16 protein-coding genes are annotated in these 16,857 nt (G+C 72.9%); all 16 read left to right on the plus strand.

Annotated features, from left to right (window positions below):
* The first annotated feature begins 48 nt into the window (after positions 1-48).
* The 16 genes from ACIQUT_RS14610 (at position 49) to ACIQUT_RS14685 (ending at position 16,774) form a co-directional block, all read left to right on the plus strand.
* Positions 49-360 (plus strand): STAS domain-containing protein, encoded by a 312-nt coding sequence (locus tag ACIQUT_RS14610; RefSeq protein ID WP_403562985.1) that lies wholly within the window; start codon positions 49-51, stop codon positions 358-360.
* On the plus strand, positions 357-827 hold the full coding sequence (locus ACIQUT_RS14615; protein WP_403562987.1) for an ATP-binding protein: 471 nt from the start codon (positions 357-359) through the stop codon (positions 825-827). Before ACIQUT_RS14610 ends, ACIQUT_RS14615 begins: the two co-directional genes overlap by 4 nt.
* On the plus strand, positions 812-2,143 hold the full coding sequence (locus tag ACIQUT_RS14620) for a PP2C family protein-serine/threonine phosphatase (RefSeq protein ID WP_403562989.1): 1,332 nt from the start codon (positions 812-814) through the stop codon (positions 2,141-2,143). Before ACIQUT_RS14615 ends, ACIQUT_RS14620 begins: the two co-directional genes overlap by 16 nt.
* Positions 2,143-2,886 (plus strand): AAA family ATPase, encoded by a 744-nt coding sequence (locus ACIQUT_RS14625; RefSeq protein WP_403562990.1) that lies wholly within the window; start codon positions 2,143-2,145, stop codon positions 2,884-2,886. The genes ACIQUT_RS14620 and ACIQUT_RS14625 overlap by 1 nt, the downstream gene beginning before the upstream one ends.
* A gap of 72 nt (positions 2,887-2,958) precedes the next feature.
* Entirely contained in the window at positions 2,959-3,699 is a 741-nt protein-coding gene (locus tag ACIQUT_RS14630; protein WP_403562992.1) for a type 1 glutamine amidotransferase domain-containing protein, read from the plus strand.
* A gap of 34 nt (positions 3,700-3,733) precedes the next feature.
* Positions 3,734-5,218 carry an aldehyde dehydrogenase family protein gene (locus ACIQUT_RS14635; RefSeq protein WP_403562993.1) on the plus strand — a complete coding sequence of 495 codons (1,485 nt, stop codon included), beginning with the start codon at positions 3,734-3,736 and terminating at the stop codon, positions 5,216-5,218.
* 39 nt (positions 5,219-5,257) lie between these two features.
* Complete coding sequence (locus ACIQUT_RS14640; protein ID WP_403562995.1) at positions 5,258-5,872, plus strand: NADPH-dependent F420 reductase; 615 nt, start codon at positions 5,258-5,260, stop codon at positions 5,870-5,872.
* Entirely contained in the window at positions 5,857-6,411 is a 555-nt protein-coding gene (locus tag ACIQUT_RS14645; protein WP_403562997.1) for a (2Fe-2S)-binding protein, read from the plus strand. Before ACIQUT_RS14640 ends, ACIQUT_RS14645 begins: the two co-directional genes overlap by 16 nt.
* A gap of 4 nt (positions 6,412-6,415) precedes the next feature.
* Entirely contained in the window at positions 6,416-8,875 is a 2,460-nt protein-coding gene (locus ACIQUT_RS14650; protein ID WP_403562999.1) for a xanthine dehydrogenase family protein molybdopterin-binding subunit, read from the plus strand.
* Positions 8,872-9,699, plus strand: coding sequence for an FAD binding domain-containing protein (locus ACIQUT_RS14655; protein WP_403563001.1), 828 nt, complete (start codon positions 8,872-8,874; stop codon positions 9,697-9,699). The genes ACIQUT_RS14650 and ACIQUT_RS14655 overlap by 4 nt, the downstream gene beginning before the upstream one ends.
* Positions 9,700-9,751: 52 nt before the next feature.
* Positions 9,752-11,026 carry an MFS transporter gene (locus ACIQUT_RS14660; RefSeq protein ID WP_403563003.1) on the plus strand — a complete coding sequence of 425 codons (1,275 nt, stop codon included), beginning with the start codon at positions 9,752-9,754 and terminating at the stop codon, positions 11,024-11,026.
* On the plus strand, positions 11,023-12,639 hold the full coding sequence (locus tag ACIQUT_RS14665) for an ATP-binding protein (protein ID WP_403563005.1): 1,617 nt from the start codon (positions 11,023-11,025) through the stop codon (positions 12,637-12,639). Before ACIQUT_RS14660 ends, ACIQUT_RS14665 begins: the two co-directional genes overlap by 4 nt.
* 12 nt (positions 12,640-12,651) lie before the next feature.
* Positions 12,652-12,993, plus strand: a complete 342-nt coding sequence (locus ACIQUT_RS14670; RefSeq protein ID WP_403563007.1) for a nuclear transport factor 2 family protein — start codon at positions 12,652-12,654, stop codon at positions 12,991-12,993.
* A gap of 82 nt (positions 12,994-13,075) precedes the next feature.
* The gene (locus ACIQUT_RS14675) at positions 13,076-13,723 is read left to right on the plus strand and encodes a TMEM175 family protein (protein ID WP_403563009.1); all 648 of its coding nucleotides are present in this window, start codon (positions 13,076-13,078) and stop codon (positions 13,721-13,723) included.
* Between the two features lie 71 nt (positions 13,724-13,794).
* On the plus strand, positions 13,795-15,129 hold the full coding sequence (locus ACIQUT_RS14680) for an IS701 family transposase (protein WP_403563011.1): 1,335 nt from the start codon (positions 13,795-13,797) through the stop codon (positions 15,127-15,129).
* A 196-nt stretch (positions 15,130-15,325) separates the two neighbouring features.
* A complete protein-coding gene (locus tag ACIQUT_RS14685; protein ID WP_403563173.1) occupies positions 15,326-16,774 on the plus strand; it encodes a GuaB1 family IMP dehydrogenase-related protein in 1,449 nt (482 codons plus the stop codon).
* Positions 16,775-16,857 lie beyond the last annotated feature (83 nt).

The raw sequence follows: 16,857 nt of genomic DNA on the forward strand, positions 1-16,857 counted from the left end.
GGGACCCGGCCGCACCCTTCCGACCCGTACGCCCGAAGGAGACCTGACATGCCGCTTTCCGTGTCCCTGAGCATCGAGGGCGACACCACCGTGATCGAGCTGGCGGGCGAGCTGGACGCCAAGACCGCGCCGGAGTTCCACCAGACCATCGAGAAGGCCGCCGGGCACGGCACGTCCACGGTCGAGATCAGGATGGCCGGGGTCGGCTACATGGCCAGCGCCGGGCTGCGGTCCCTGGTCTTCGCCCAGCAGAAGGTCGCGGACCACGTGACCATCAAGGTGGTCGGCGCCATCGAGCCCGTCTCCCGGACCATCCGGACGGCCGGGCTCGACCGCAGCATCGTTCTCTCCGACCGGTGAGCCGCCGGAGCGAGATGGCCGAACTGGCGAGGACGCCCGCCGAACTGGAGGTGTCCGCCACGCTGGGGGCGCTGGGCGAGATCGCCGCGTTCGTCCTGCGGCTGGCCGCCGTGGCGGGCCTCGACAAGCGGGCCACGTACCGGATCCGGCTGGCCGTGGACGAGCTGGCCACGAACATCGTCATGCACGGGTACCGGGGCGGCGGCGGGCGGATCACCGTCCGCGGCCGCTCCGGCCCCGGCCGGGTGCAGATCGTCCTCGTGGACGGCGCGCCCGCCTTCGACCCCGTCGCGGGGCGCGTGCCGCCCGCCCCCGGGACTCCCCCCGAGCGCCGACGGATCGGCGGCCTCGGCATCCACCTGGCGCTGACCAGCGTGGACGGGTTCGGCTACGCACGCAGGGACGGCCGCAACATCAGCACGCTGACCGTCACAGCCGAGGGGACGGACCGATGCCCTCCACCGTGATCATCCTCGACGAGTACCCCCCGCCGCCCGGCGAACTCCTCGACGCGCTGCGCCTGATGGACGCGGAGCTGGTCGGCCTCACCCTGGGCGAGCTGCTCGGCGGCCCGCCGGACGCGCTGCCCGTCGCCGACGTGCTGCTCGCCCCGGCGGAGACCGAGGGGGATGCCGTACGCCTGGCCGTACGCCGGCTGCGGGGCTGGGCCGGGGCGCCGATCGTCGTCGTCTGGACGGTGACCGGGTTCGCCGCCCTGGAGCAGCACGTCCGGCTCGGCCACGACTACCTCGTCCCCCCGTTCCTGCCCGCCCTGGTCGGGGCCCGGCTGCACAGCTGCTCCGAGCGCGCCGGACTCGGCCGCACCCTGCGGGAGGCCGACGCCCGCGCCGAGCTCATGGGCTACGAGAAGGAGCTGGAGATCGGCCGCGAGATCCAGGCCGGCTTCCTGCCCGACGCCCTGCCGGTCCCCGAGGGCTGGGAGATCGACGTCCGGTTCCGGCCCGCCCGGCAGGTCGCGGGCGACTTCTACGACGTGTTCGAGATATCCCGGGGCCGCAGACTCGCCGTCGTCGTCGCCGACGTCTGCGACAAGGGGGTCGGGGCGGCGCTCTTCATGGCGCTCATCCGCTCCCTGCTGCGGCACACCGCGGAGAACAGCGGACTGCAGCACCTGGTGGCCGCCGGACGCGCGGGCGGCAGCCGCCGCATCCCCGTCGTCGGCGCCACCCCGCTGCTCAACGCGGTCACCGCCACCAACGGGTACCTCACCCGCAACCACCTCAGACAGGGGTACTTCGCCACCCTGTTCTTCGGTGTGCTCGACCCGCTGACCGGCAGCCTCGTCTACATCAACGGCGGCCACAACCCGCCGCTGCTGCTCCGTGCCGACGGCGGGGAACCGCTCGCGCTGGACGTCACCGGGCCGGCCGTCGGGGTGCTGCCCGACTGCGTGTACACGCTCGGCTACGCCCAGCTGAACCACGGGGACACCCTGTTCGTGTTCACCGACGGAGTGCCGGAGGCCCGCTGCCCCGACGGCACGTTCCTCGGGGACACGCGGATGCTGGAGCTGCTCGCCGGCCCCCCGGGGAGCGGCAGTGAGGTGGTCGACCGGATGGACGCGGCCGTACGCGAGCACACCGGCACAGCCGAACAGCACGACGACATCACCATGCTGGCCCTGCACCGGCCCGGAGGGGCCGCCGGTCCCCAGCGCCCCCGGAGGGACCGGGAAGGCCGCGAACCGCGTGCGGCGCGGGGGCCGCACGCCGGCCCGGCCGCGGCGGACCGTCCCGCCGCGGGCCGTACGGCGGTGGCGTGATGGCCCGGACCATCGTGGTGCACTCGCACCGCGGCGGCACCGGGAAGTCCTCGGTCCTGGCCAACCTCGCCCTGCTGCTGGCGGGCGAGGGGCGCCGGGTGGGGGTGGTCGACACCGACATCCAGTCGCCCACCCTGGACCTGCTCTTCGGGCTCGGCCCGGGTCCCTCCCTGGCCGACTACCTGCTGGGGCGGTGCGAGATCGAGGCGGCCGCCCGGCGGGCGGGCCCGCGCGGGCCGTACGTCGTGCCGGCCCGGACCGGGACGGCGGACCTGCGCGAGCTCATGGCGAGCGGGTACGACGTCGGGCTGCTGCCCGAGGGCTTCGACCGGCTCGCGGACCACTACGGGCTGGACGTCCTGCTGCTCGACACCCATGCCGGGCTGAACAACGAGTCGGTGGCCGCCATGGCGAGCGCCGACGTGCTGATGATCATGGCAAGGGCGGACCGGATCGACCTGATGGGGGTGGAGGAGACGATCGCCCTCGCCGGGCGGCTCGCCTGCCGCCGCGCACTTGTCGTGAGCATGGCTCCCGTGGGGGTCGACCGGAACGAGGCCCGCCGCCGGGCCGAGGAGGTGTACGGCGCCCCTCTGGCCGGAATCCTCCCGTACGTCCCGGAAATGGCCGCCCTCTACGGCGAACGCATATTCGCCGAAGCGCACCCCGACCACCCCCTGGTCGGTGAATTCCGCACCATCATCTCCGCGTTGGACGCACGTGACGAAGTATCCCGCGCCTGACGCTCCCCCCTTACGCCCTCCGCGAGCGGCGTGTTGAATCGGCAGCGATTCCTGAACAAGGAGAAAGAAGTCATGAAGATTCTTGTCGTCATGACGGCCAAGGCAACCCTCCACCTGCTGGACGGAGAAGAACACCCCTCGGGATTCTGGGCCGAGGAATTCGTGGTCCCCTACAGCGAGTTCACCGCCGCCGGCCACACCGTCGACGTGGCGACGATCGGCGGCCGGACCCCCACCGTGGACCGGACCAGCATCGACCCCCGGTTCCTCAAGTGGGTCCGCCCCCAGGGCTCACCCGACGAGGACACCGCCAACGCCGCCGAGTACGTCAGAGTCATCGAGAACACCCCCCAGCTCAAGAGCCCCCTCGCCGTGGAGTCCCTGACCGAGCAGGACATCACCGCGTACGACGGCCTGTACGTCAGCGGCGGCCACGGCGCCATCGGAGACCTCCCCAAGTCCGACGCCGTCGCCCAGGTCCTGCGCTGGGCCATCGCCCGGGACAAGCCGATCGCCACCGTCTGCCACGGCCACACCGCGCTGCTCGCCCTGCGCGACGGCGAGGGCCGCTGGCCCTTCGAGGGCTACCGGATGACCGCCTTCTCGCACAGCGAGGAACTGGTCACCAGCATGGCCGGCCGGCTCCCGCTGATCCTGGAGACCGAGCTGACCCGGCTCGGCGCCCGCTACGAGAAGGCCGACGCGATCTGGGACTCCCACGTCGTCGTCGACCGGAGGCTCACCACCGGCCAGAACCCGTACTCATCGAAGGCCCTCGCCGAGACGTTCCTGCAGCAGCTCGCGAAGGGCTAGCACCCCGCACCCCCGACACCGGAAGGCATCAGCCATGACCAGGCGCGCGATCGGCGGCCAGCCCTTGGCCAACCCCGGGAAGCTGTTCATCGGCGGAAAGTGGGTACCGGCACAGGACGGCCGGACCGAGCCCGACATCAGCCCCGTGGACGGACAGGAGATCGTACCGGTGGCCCAGGCCGCCGCCGACGACGCGGACGCGGCCGTGGCCGCCGCCCGCGCGGCGTACGAGGAGGGTCCCTGGAGCAGACTGTCCGCCCAGGAGCGCGCCCTGCGGCTGAACCGGGTCGGCGAACTCATCGAACGCGACCTGGAGGAGATCGCCCTGCTGGAGACGGTGGACATGGGCAAGCCGTTCGCCTTCTCCAGCACGGTCGACGCCCCCATGGCCGCCCAGCTGATGCACTACTACGCCGGCGCCGTCACCCGCGTCGACGGCTCCTCCAGGGCCCCGGCCGGCGGACAGCTCGCCTACACCCTGCGCGAGCCGCTCGGCGTCGTCTGCGCCATCACCCCCTTCAACTTCCCGCTCCTGCTGTCGATGACGAAGATCGCACCCGCCCTGGCGGCAGGGAACACGGTCGTCCACAAGCCCTCCCCGGCCACCCCGCTCACCGCCCTGAAGATCGCCGAGCTCTTCCAGGAGGCGGAGATCCCGGACGGCGTGCTCAACGTGATCACCGGCCCCGGCGTGGAGCTCGGCGAGACCCTCACCGACCACCCCGGCATCGACAAGATCGCCTTCACCGGCTCCACCGCCGTCGGCCAGTCGATCATCCGCAAGTCGGCCGGCACCCTGAAGAAGGTCACGATGGAGCTCGGCGGCAAGTCCGCCAACATCGTCTTCGCCGACGCCGACCTCGACGCCGCCGAGGAGCTCGCGTTCTTCGGCATCTACTACAACAAGGGCGAGATCTGCACCGCCGGCTCCCGGCTGCTGCTCCAGCGCCCGATCCACGACGAGCTGGTCGAGCGCCTGGTCCGCCGGGCCGCCGCCCTCAAGCCCGGCGACCCGCGCGACCCGGAGACCCTGTTCGGGCCGCTGGCCCACCGCGGCCAGTTCGACAAGGTCAGCTCGTACATCGAGATCGGCGAGAAGGAAGGCGCCGTCCTGCGCACCGGCGGCACCGGCTGGACCCCCGAGGGAGCCTCCAGCCAGGGCCTGTACTTCCTGCCGACCGTCTTCACCGGCGTCGACAACGGCATGCGGATCGCCCAGGAGGAGATCTTCGGCCCGGTCCTGTCGATCATCCCGTTCGACACCGAGGAAGACGCCATCCGCATCGCCAACGACAGCGCGTACGGCCTCGCCGCCGGCGTCCACACCAAGGACCTGCGGCGGGCGCACCGGGTCGCCTCCCAGATCAAGGCCGGCACGGTCTGGGTCAACTGCTACAACCAGTACGACCCCTCGGTGCCCTACGGCGGCTACAAGGCCTCCGGCTACGGGCGCGAGTGCGGACCCGAATCCCTCGAAAGCTACACCCAGACCAAGTCGGTCTGGATCGGCATGGACTGACGGCCGGACGGCACCCACAGCCACGACGAGGAGAGGCACATGCGCACAGGCATCATCGGCACCGGGCGGATCGGCTCCACCCTCGCACGCATCCTGGCGGCCGCCGGCCACGAGGTCGTGCTGGCGAACGCCCGCGGCCCGCAGTCCATCGGCCCGTTACTGGCCGAACTGGGCCCGGCGGCCTCGGCGGCGCACCCCGCCGAGGCCGCCGAACGGGCAGACCTCCTGGTGCTGATGCTGCCCCACGCGAGCGTCCGCGGGCTGCTCCCGCCGGACTCCCTGCGCGACCGGGTGCTGGTGGACGCCACGAACGCGTTCGGCGGCCCGGGCACCCCCGCCGACCTCGGCGGGCGCACCTCCAGCGAACTCGTCGCCGACTGGTACCCCGGCGCCCGGGTCGTGAAGTCCCTGAACACCATGCATTACGAAACCCTCGCCGTCGCCGGCACCGCCCGGGGCGAGCGCCTGGCCCATTTCACGGCGGGCGACGACGGAAAAGCGAAGGAAATCGTCGCGGGAATCATCACGGACCTCGGATTCGCCGCCGTCGACACCGGCCCCCTGCACTCCGGAGGAATTCTCCAGCAGCCCGGCGGGCCCCTTTTCAACCGGCCGCTCACGGAAGCGCAGGCGCTGGCATGGATCTCTCACTGAACGTGAACGGAAGACCCGAGCGGTTCTCGGCCCGGCCGAACGAACTGCTCGTGGAACGGCTCCGGGACGGCCTCGGCCTGACCGGCACCAAGATCGGCTGCGACACCGGGCAGTGCGGCTCCTGCGTCGTCCGCCTGGACGGCCGCTCCGTCAAGAGCTGCCTCGTCCTCACCGCCGCGGCCGCCGGCTCCGCGGTGACCACCATCGAGGGGGTCGCCGCGGAGGACGGCGGGCTCACCGGCCTCCAGGAGGCGCTGCGCGAGGAGCACGGCACCCAGTGCGGGTTCTGCACCCCCGGCATGGTCATGGCCCTGGGCGAGCTCGTCGAAACTGCGCTCACCGACGACGCCGCCGACCGCGCGGCCCCGACCGAGCCCGAGATCCGGGAGTGGCTCACCGGCAACCTGTGCCGCTGCACCGGCTACCACAGCGTCGTACGGGGGGTGCAGCGCGCCTGCGCGGCCGCCCGGGCCGAGGTCCCCGAAGGGCTCGGGGAAAGCACGGCCGTGCCCGCCACCGCGTCCGGACAGGAGGGGTGACGCCATGACCGCCGTGACGGGGGAGAACCCGCTCCAGGAGCAGGAGCAGGACCGGGCGGAGCCGCAGGGGCAGGCGCAGAAGCAGGCGCAGGGCGGCGGTGTGCTCGGAGCGCCCCTCGACGCCCGCGAGGACCCGCAGCTGCTGCGAGGCCAGGCCGTGTACGTCGCAGACGTCAACCTGCCCGGCACCGCCCACATGGCCATCCTCGGCAGCCCGCTCGCCCACGCGCGGATCCTGTCCATCGAGACCAAGGCCGCCGAGCAGCTGCCCGGCGTGCTGAAGGTGGCCACCGCCGCCGACTTCCCCGACGTCATGCCGCTGCCCTGCATCTGGATCCCCGGCGGCGTCGAGAGCCACTTCCCGCCCCACCCCTACGGACTTCCCGGCGCCCGCCCGGTCCTCTCCGGCGACACCGTCCGGCACGTCGGCGACCCAATCGCCGCCGTCGTCGCCGAGACCCCGCAGCAGGCCGCCGCGGCCCTGGCCGCCATCGCCGTCGAGTACGAGCCGCTGCCCGTCGTCACCCGCGCCGACCACGCCCTCGCCGACGGCGCCCCGCAGCTGCACGAAGCCGTCCCGGGCAACCTGAACGCGTACTGGACCTGCGGCGACAAGGAGGCCACCGACGCGGCCATCGCCGCGGCCGAGGTCACCGTCGAGCTCGACCTGGTCAACCAGCGCACCGTCAACAGCCCCATCGAGCCCCGCGCGGCCGTCGGCGACCACAACGCCGCCACCGGCGAGTACACCCTGTACGCCACCACCCAGGGCCCGCACAACCACCGCTTCCTGCTGTCCGCGCTGGTCCTCGGCATCCCCTTCAACAAGCTCCGGGTGATCGCCCCGACCGTCGGCGGCAGCTTCGGCACCAAGGGGTACCTCTACCCCGACATGGCGCTGGTCCTGCTGCTGTCCAAGGCGCTCGGCCGGCCCGTGAAATGGGTCGACACCCGCACCGGCCTGATGAACTCCACCGTCCAGGGCCGCGACCACCGCCAGCACGCCACCCTCGCCGGCACCCGCGACGGCCGCATCACCGCCGTCCGCTGCACCAGCCACGCCAACCTCGGCGCCTACCCGTCGACCATCGGCCCCGGCGTCGCCACCGCCCTCATGGGCCGCTCCATCACCGGCATGTACGAGATCCCCGCCGCGTTCTGCGAGGTCTACGCCGCCTTCACCAACACCGTGCCGCTCGGCGCCCAGCGCGGCAGCGGCCGCGCCGAGGCCGCGTTCCTGATGGAGCGCCTCGTCGACCGGTACGCCGCCGAGATTCGCATGGACCCGGCCGAGGTCCGCCGCCGGAACCTGGTGCCGGACGACCGCTTCCCGTACGACAACGGCCTCGGCTGGACCTACGACTCCGGCAGCTACCGGGAGAACTTCGACAAGGCCCTGCAACTGGCCGGCTACCCCGACATGCCCGCCCGCAAGGCCGAGGCCCGGGCCCGCGGCAAGCGGCTCGGCGTCGGGCTCGCCACCTACGTCGCCGTCTGCGGGGTCGGCCCCTCCACCCGGATGTCCCAGGAGGGCATGCTGGGCGGCACCTGGGAGAGCGCCAACATCCGCGTCCACCCCACCGGCGAGGTCGCCGTCACCGTCGGCTCCGCCTCCACCGGCCAGAGCCACGGCACGGTCTTCGCGCAGGTCGCCGCCGCCGAGCTCGGCATCGACCCGGCCGCCGTCCAGGTGTACGAGGGGGACACGCTGAAGGCCCCGTACGGGCAGGGCACCTACGGCTCCCGCTCGTACAGCATGGCCGCGCCCGCGATCGCCCTCACCGCCCGCAAGATCAAGGACAAGATGGTCCGGGCCGGCGCGGTGCTCCTCGGCGTCCCCGAGGACCGGGTCGTCTACGACGCCGGCCGGGTCCACGAGGCCGGAAACCCGGACAACGGCAAGACGTTCTCCGAGATGGCGATGGCCCTCTGGTACGGCTGGGGGCTGCCCCCCGGGATCGAGCCCGCCCTCGACGAGACCACCCACTTCGACCCGCCGGACTTCAACTTCCCCTTCGGCACCCACGTCGCCGTCGTCGAGGTCGACGAACTCACCGGCGAGACCGCGGTGGTGGCGTACACCGCCGTCGACGACGCCGGGAACGTCGGCAACCCGAAGGTGGTGCGCGGCCAGATCGAGGGCAGCATCGTCCACGGCCTCGGCCAGGCCCTCATGGAGGCCGCCGTCTACGACGACCAGGGCATCCTGCTCACCCGCGACCTCGGCAGCTACGCCCTGCCGCGCGCGGCGGACGCGCCGTTCTTCACGCTCGACCGGACGGTCACGCCCACCCCGCACAACGTGCTCGGCGCCAAGGGCGCCGGCGAGATCGCCACCGTGCCGCCCGCCGCGGCCGTCGTCAACGCGGTCGTCGACGCCCTGTCCGACCTGGGCGTCACGCACATCGACATGCCGCTCACCCCCGAGAAGGTCTGGCGCCGCCTGCGAGGAGGAGCCCCGTGATCCTCACCGACTTCGGCTACGTCCGGCCCGCCGGCCTCGCCGAGGCCCTGGACCTGCTCTCCGGCACCCGGGGCGCCCGCGTGCTGGCCGGCGGCCAGAGCCTGCTGCCCGCCCTGCGCGCCGGGGAGGACAGCGCCCGCCTCCTCGTCGACGTACGCCGGCTGCCGGAGCTGCGGGGCATCGCCCGCACCCCCGGCAGGATCCGGATCGGGGCGCTCACCACCCTCGCCGAGCTCGCGGGCAGCCCGCTCGTGCTCGCCGAGGCACCGGAGCTCGCCGCGGCCGCCCGCGCCAACGGCGACCCCCAGGTCCGCAACCTCGGGACCGCCGGGGGCAACCTGGCCGCCCGCGGGCCGCGCCCCACCGACCTGCCCGCGGCCGCCCTCGCCGCCGGAGCGGTGGTCGAGCTGGCGGGCCCCGGCGGACGGACCACCGTCACCGCCGAGCAGCTGGAGGCCGCCGGGCCGCCGCCCGGGGCCGTGATCACCGCGCTGCTGGTGCCCGCCGCCGGGCCGGCCGCCGCCTTCGAGAAGACCGCCGACCGGGCCACCCGCCACCCGGTGTGCGCCGCCGCCGTGCGGATCACCCCCGACGGGCCGCGGATCGCGGTCACCGGGGCCGCCGCCCGCGCGCAGCGGCTGCGCGGGGTCGAGGCCCGGCTGCGCGGGGGCCCGTACACCACGGAGGCCGTGCTCGCGGCCTTCCGCGCCGAGCCCCGGGAGCTGTTCGTCCCCGGGCGCGGCGCCTCGGCCGAATACCTCGGCCATCTCGCGGGGGTACTCACCGCCCGCGCGCTGCAGAGGGCGGAAAAGGCCCTCGGCTGACCGCCCACCACGGGGAATCGCCCCCCACGGGGAATCGACGGGAGTGGCCGACGTGACCAGGACGACCGCGGGGATTTCCCCGCGCCCGGGTGGCCCGCCGGCCGCCGGTTCCGGGGGCTCCGCCTCCGGCTCCGGGGGCTCCGGTTTCTGGGTCGTGGGCGCGGTCCTCGTCCTGCTGATGCTCTCCTCCTCCGTACCGTCCGCCCTCTACGTGCTCTACCAGGAGAGATGGGACCTGTCCTCCGGGATGGTCACCGTCGTCTTCGCCGTCTACGCCGTCACCGTCCTGCTCGGGCTCCTGCTGTTCGGGTCCCTGTCCGACACCCTGGGCCGGCGCCCCGTGCTGGGCGCCGGACTGGTCCTCGCGATCGCCTCCATGGGCCTGTTCGCCGCCGCCCAGGGGCCCGGGCTGCTGCTCGCCGCCCGCGCCGTGCAGGGGCTCGCCGTGGGCCTGGCCACCGGGGCCATGGGGGCGGCCCTGCTCGAACTCTCCCCGCGCTCGCGGCCCGCGCTCGGCGCCCAGGTCAACAGCGCGGGGCCGACGGTGGGCATCGGGCTGGGCGGGATCGGCGCCGGGCTCCTCGTCCAGTACGCGCCCGCCCCGACCGTGCTCAGCTACCTGCTGCTCGTCGCCGCGTTCGCCATCACGCTGGTCGGGGTCGCCCGGATGCGGGAGAGCGCCCCGCTCGGCCCCGGCGGGCGCAGCTGGCGGATCGTCCCGCACCGGATCGGCGTCCCGGCCGCCGTGCGCGGCCGCTTCGCCGTCCTCGTGCTCACCGTCGTCGCCGTCTGGACCGTCGGCGGCTTCTACCTCTCGCTCGGGCCGCACCTGGCCCTGGTGCTGCTGCGGAGCACCAACTACCTCGTCGGCGGGGCCACCGTGGCCCTGCTGGCGGGCGCCGCCACCGCGGCCCAGCTGCTGCTGGGCCGCACCGCGCCGCTGCGGACCGCCGTCCTCGGCCTGGGCGGGCTGCTGGCCGGGCTCGCCCTGGTCCTGCTCGCCCTCCGGACCGGCTCGGCCGCCGTGTTCCTGGCCGGCACGGCCGTCCTCGGCAGCGGCTGGGGCGCGGCCTTCCTCGGCGCCTTCCGGGCGCTGAGCGCACTGGCCGAACCGGAGCACCGCGGCGAACTGACCGCCGCCGTCTACGTCTTCGCATACCTCGCGATGAGCGTGCCGGCGGTCCTCGCCGGACTGCTCACCAACATCCACGGGCTGCACCGCACCTCCGTCGGCTTCATGGCCGCCGTCGCCGGGGTGTGCGTCCTGGCCCTGTCCGCCACGCTGCGGCTGGCCGCCCGGACCCGGGCCGAAGGGAGTACGCCATGAGCGCCGCGCACGGCACCGACCCGGGCGGCACCGATCCGGGCGGCACCGATCCGGGCGGCACCGATCCGGGCGGCACCGATCCGGGCGGCACCGATCCGGGCCGCACCGATCCGGGCGGCACCGGCCCCGGCGGCACCGGCCTGCGCCGGGCCCTTGCCGGGCTGGAGATCTTCGCCGCGCTGACCGGGGAGCAGCTCGACTGGCTGGTCTCGGTCTCCGCGCCCCGGGTCCTCGCCGACGGGGAGGTCCTCTTCCGCGACGGCGAGCAGGCCACCGGCTTCCACGTGCTGCTCTCGGGCGGGCTGGTCGTCACCAAGGTCGTGGACGGCCGGGAGGAGGTCCTCACCCGGCACTCCACCGAGGAGGAGAGCGCCGCCGCCGAGGACCACGACGGCAAGCCCTCGGCCGCGCACCGGTTCACCGGCGAGCTGCCGCTGCTGACGGACGGGGCGTACGTGGCCACGGCGGCCGCGAGCGGTCCGGCGACCACCGTCGTCGCCTACCCGAAGCCGGTGTTCTTCGCGATGCTGACCCGCTGCAACGGCGTGGCGGCCGTGCTGATCCCGGTGCTGGCCTGGCGGATCAAGTCCTCCGAGGTGCAGGCCCGCAAGCGGGCCACCGTCGAGGCCCTCGGGACGCTCGCCGCGGGCCTCGCGCACGAGCTGAACAACCCGGCCGCCGCCGTCGCCCGCGCGGCCCAGGAGCTGTCTCCGGCCCTGGACCGGCTCACCCGCAGCGCCCACGCCTGGGGTGCCGCCGCCGGGGGCGCGGAGCGGTCCGTGCTCGACCGGCTGGCGGAGGAGCTGGACAAGCTGCCCCCGCCGGCCACCACCGACCCGCTCGCCCAGGCCGACGCCGAGGAGGAGGTCGCCGACTGGGCGGAGGAGGCGGGCGCCGAGCGCCCCGGACTGCTCGGCGCCGGGGTCGCGGACCTCGGGCTGGAGCTGGGCTGGCTGCTGGAGCGGCTGGAGGGCATCGCCGAGCCGGCCCTGCCCGCCGCCCTCGACCACCTGGCGGCGCTGCTGGAGATCCGGGCGCTGGCCGCGGAGCTGCGGGCGGCCGGTCCGAGGATCTCCCAGCTGGTCGCCGCGACCCGCGATTACGCCAATCTCGACCGGGCGCCCGAGCAGCGCTTCGCGGTGCCCGACGGACTGGAGAACACGCTCGTCGTGCTGCGTGCCAAGCTGGCCGGCATCACCATCGTGCGCGCGTACGAACCGGACCTGCCCGAACTGACGGGCTATCCGAGCGAGCTGAACCAGGTGTGGACGAACCTGGTCGACAACGCGGCCGAGGCCATGGAGGGCTCCGGCACCCTGGCCCTGCGGGTGCGGGCCGAGGGCGCCTGCCTGGTCGTGGAGGTGGCCGACACCGGCCGGGGCATCCCCGGGGAGTCCCTGCCGCGGATCTTCGAGCCCTTCTACACGACCAAGGACGTGGGCAAGGGCACCGGCCTCGGGCTGCACCTCAGCTACCGCATCGTGACCCAGCGCCACCGCGGGTCGATCACGGCCCGATCGCGTCCGGGGGAGACCCGGATGATCGTCCGGCTGCCGCTGAGCGCGGCCGCCGCCTGCGCCGAAACACCTGCCGAACCCACCACCACCAGTTGAAACGGAGTCGCCATGGCCACGTACGACATCTCCGAGCTCCACCCGGTCTTCGTCCGGCAGATGGACGCGCTCGCCGCGCTGGACATCGACGCGGTGATGAAGAACTACACCGACGACGCCGTGCTGGTCCGCTTCGAAGGGGCCTCCGTCGGCATCGACGCCGTGCGCGAGACGTTCACCGGCTACCTCACGCTGAAGCCGGCCCTGGTGGAGCTCACGGAGTACATCGAGACCGAGGACACGATCTTCTACCGGGCGATCATGAATTTGAACGGCGCACCGGAGCACGCATTCGGGACACTGGTGGTCCGCGATGGCCGGATCTGGCGCCAGACCGCCGGATTCGGCAGCTGACCGCCGATATCCGGGTAGCGTGTGCGGGGAGGGCGGGGGCAGCGCCCTCCCCGTGCGCGCAGGGAAATGACCAAGGGGAGTCATGGAACGCGAAACCGGCCGTATCGAGGCATTCAGTGACGGTGTATTCGCCATCGTCATCACGATTCTCGTCCTGGAGCTCAAGGTCCCGGAGGCAACGGGCTCGGACTTCTGGCACGGCGTGTGGGAACAGTGGCCGCACTATGCGGCGTACGTGGTGAGTTTCCTCATCATCGGTGTGATGTGGGTGAACCACCACACCATCTTCACCCACCTCAAGAGGGTGGACCGACCGCTACTGTTCCTGAATCTCCTGGTGCTGATGGTGGTATCGGTGATTCCGTACACCACCACCGTCCTCGCGGAACACCTCGTCCACGGCGGCAGGTCCGCCAACGCCGCCGCCGTTCTCTACAGTTCGGTCACCGTCGCCTACGCGCTCGCGTTCCTCGCCTTCTGGTGGTACGTCACCCGCGTCGGCCACCTGTTCCACGAACAGGTCGACAAGGAGGGCGCCCGCGCGACCCGGCTGCGCTTCGGCCTGGGCGCCATCGCCTACCCGCTCACCGTCCTCCTGTCCCTCTTCTCCGCCACGCTCACTCTCGTCGCGCACTTCCTCATTGCGCTCTACTATGCGGCGAACCAGATCCCGATTCCCCTCGTGGTAGAGGAAGAGCGGCTCGAATCTGCCAGCGACCTCAGGAAGTAGCCGCCGGGGCCTACGGCCGTTTGGGGCGGTCAAGTAGGGTATTGGATCTAGTGGTCGCGGGGGAGGCCCAGATGGCTCGAACAGTGCTGCCGGAGGAATCCGCGAAGGAAATCTCCGAATTGATCGACGTCCTGATCTCTCTGTTCTTCGAATCGTTACCCCGGCGGGACCAGCGAAACTGGGCCCGCGTATATCTCAACGGCCTCGTGCGCACCAGCGGCAAGAAAACGATCCGCAACATCGCCGGAACAGGGGCGAGTTCCGTCGAGCAGAGCCTCCAGCAGTTCATCAGCAAGTCGCCGTGGGACTGGACCCCCGTACGGCGCTCGCTCGCCCAGTACCTCGAACGCACCGCCCAGCGCCCGCTGGCCTGGGTGGTCCGGCCCATGGTCATCGAGAAGGCGGGGGACCGCTCCGTCGGCGTCGGCCGGCAGTTCGTCCCCCAGCTCGGCCGCACCGCCAACTGCCAGCAGGCCAGCGGGATCTGGCTCGCCTCCAGCGAGTCCAGCTTCCCCGTCGAATGGACCCTCACCCTGCCCGCTCCGTGGACCGGCGAACTGCTGCGCCGCCGCCGGGCCGGGATCCCGGACACGGCGCGCTCGCTCACCCCCGCGCAGGACGCCGTGCACGCGGTCCAGCGGATGGCCGCCACCTGGCAGCTCCAGCGGCGGCCCGTGGTGATGGAGGTCGCCGGCGGCGACGTCGCCAGCTGCGTCGAGACCTTCACCCTCCAGGACATCCCGTTCGTCTTCAAGGTCGACGGCTCGCTCCCCGTCTCCTTCGGCGGGGCGGGGCGACAGCGGCCCGGACCGTACACCGCGCCCGCCCGCGAACTGATCGACTCCCTGCGCTCCCAGCGCCGCGTCGTCGAGTGGACCCGGCACGGCCGCGCCGAGGGGGCAGTGACCCTGCTGACCTCGGCCGCCATCCTCGCGACCCCCGGCGAGGACCGGCCCGTACCGCTGCCGCCGACCCCGCTGCTGCTCATGGGCGCCTGGACGGAGGCGGCCCTGCTGCCCACCGAGTTCTGGATCACCAACATCGGCGACCGGCCACTGGCCCAGCTCTTCCTGCTGGCCAAACTCACCGACCGGGTGTCCCTCGATTTCGCCGAGACCTGCGAACCCGTGGGCATCCGCGATTTCGAGGGCCGCTCCTTCCGCGGCTGGCACCACCACGCCACGCTCGCGAGCGTCGCCCACGCGTCGATGCTGCTCGGCGCCCGCGGCCGGACGCCCGCCGGATACCCCGGCCCCGTCCGCGGCACCCTCGCACCCGCCCGCGCCGCAGTCGGCGCCGCGGCACCCGCCACCGCCACCCGGACGGGCCGGACCGGCCCGCCGCCGGTGCTGCCGCCGCGGCCGTTCATCCCCGGCCAGAGCGCCCGGCGCGCATACATCCGCTGATCCGTCCACCGCGGCCCGGAGCCCTCTCGCGGCCTTTCGGGAGGCATCTCCCGTAGGAAGCCACGAGGGGCTCCGGCATGTCCTGGACGATCGGCCCGGGCCGCATGCGCGCCGGTCCATGGGAGAATGAAGTACGTGCGTTTTCCCGGCTGCCCCTCATGGGTATGACGGGATCCTCCGACTCGACTGGGATGTTCTGCACGTGCGTTTCCTCAATGACCTGAAGCCGCCGTACGACCTGACGTACGACGATGTGTTCATGGTGCCGAGCCGTTCCGCGGTCGGTTCCCGCCAGGCCGTCGACCTCGCGTCGCCCGACGGCACCGGCACCACCATTCCGCTCGTCGTGGCGAACATGACCGCCATCGCGGGCCGCCGGATGGCCGAGACGGTCGCCCGCCGCGGCGGCCTCGTGGTCATCCCGCAGGACATCCCGATCGAGGTCGTCACCGACGTCATCTCCTGGGTCAAGACCCGCCACCACGTGCTCGACACCCCGATCATCCTGGCGCCCGCCCAGACCGTCGCCGACGCCCTGTCCCTGCTGCCCAAGCGGGCCCACGGCGCCGGTGTCGTCGTCGACGCCGACAACCGCCCGATCGGCGTGGTCACCGACCACGACCTGACCGGCGTGGACCGCTTCACCCAGCTCTCCGAGGTCATGTCGAAGGAGCTCCTGCTCATCGACGCCGACATCGACCCCCGCGACGCGTTCAACCAGCTCGACGCCGGCCACCGCAAGCTCGCCCCCGCCGTCGACAAGGACGGCCGCCTCGTCGGCATCCTGACCCGCAAGGGCGCCCTGCGCGCGACCCTGTACACCCCGGCCACCGACGCCGCGGGCAAGCTGCGCATCGCCGCCGCCGTCGGCATCAACGGCGACTACGTCGGCAAGGCCAAGCAGCTGCTCGACGCGGGCGTCGACACCCTCGTCATCGACACGGCCCACGGCCACCAGGAGTCGATGATCACCGCGATCAAGGCCGTCCGCGCGCTGGACCCGCAGGTCCCGATCGTCGCCGGCAACATCGTCGCCGCCGAGGGCGTCAAGGACCTGATCGACGCCGGCGCCGACATCATCAAGGTCGGCGTGGGCCCCGGCGCCATGTGCACCACCCGCATGATGACCGGCGTGGGCCGCCCCCAGTTCTCCGCGGTGCTGGAGTGCGCCGCCGAGGCCGCGAAGTACGGCAAGCACGTCTGGGCCGACGGCGGCGTCCGCCACCCGCGCGACGTGGCCATGGCCCTGGCCGCCGGCGCGTCCAACGTGATGATCGGCTCCTGGTTCGCGGGCACCTACGAGTCCCCGGGCGACCTCCAGCAGACCGCCGACGGCCGGCTCTACAAGGAGTCCTTCGGCATGGCCTCGGCCCGCGCCGTCCGCAACCGCACCTCGGAGGAGTCCGCCTACGACCGCGCCCGCAAGGCGCTGTTCGAGGAGGGCATCTCCACCTCCCGCATGTTCCTGGACCCGCAGCGCCCCGGCGTCGAGGACCTGATCGACTCGATCATCGCCGGTGTCCGCTCCTCCTGCACCTACGCGGGCGCGGGCTCCCTGGCCGAGTTCGCGGAGAAGGCCGTCGTGGGCGTCCAGTCCGCGGCCGGCTACGCCGAGGGCAAGCCGCTCCACGCCAGCTGGAGCTGACCTCCCCCTCCGACCGTCCCGGCGGCCCCGGACCCGTCCCCTCGCGGAACGGGCCCGGGGCCGCCGGCGTTCCGGCGGACCGC

The sequence above is a fragment of the Streptomyces sp. NPDC090445 genome (assembly GCF_044769385.1).
GTDB lineage: Bacteria > Actinomycetota > Actinomycetes > Streptomycetales > Streptomycetaceae > Streptomyces.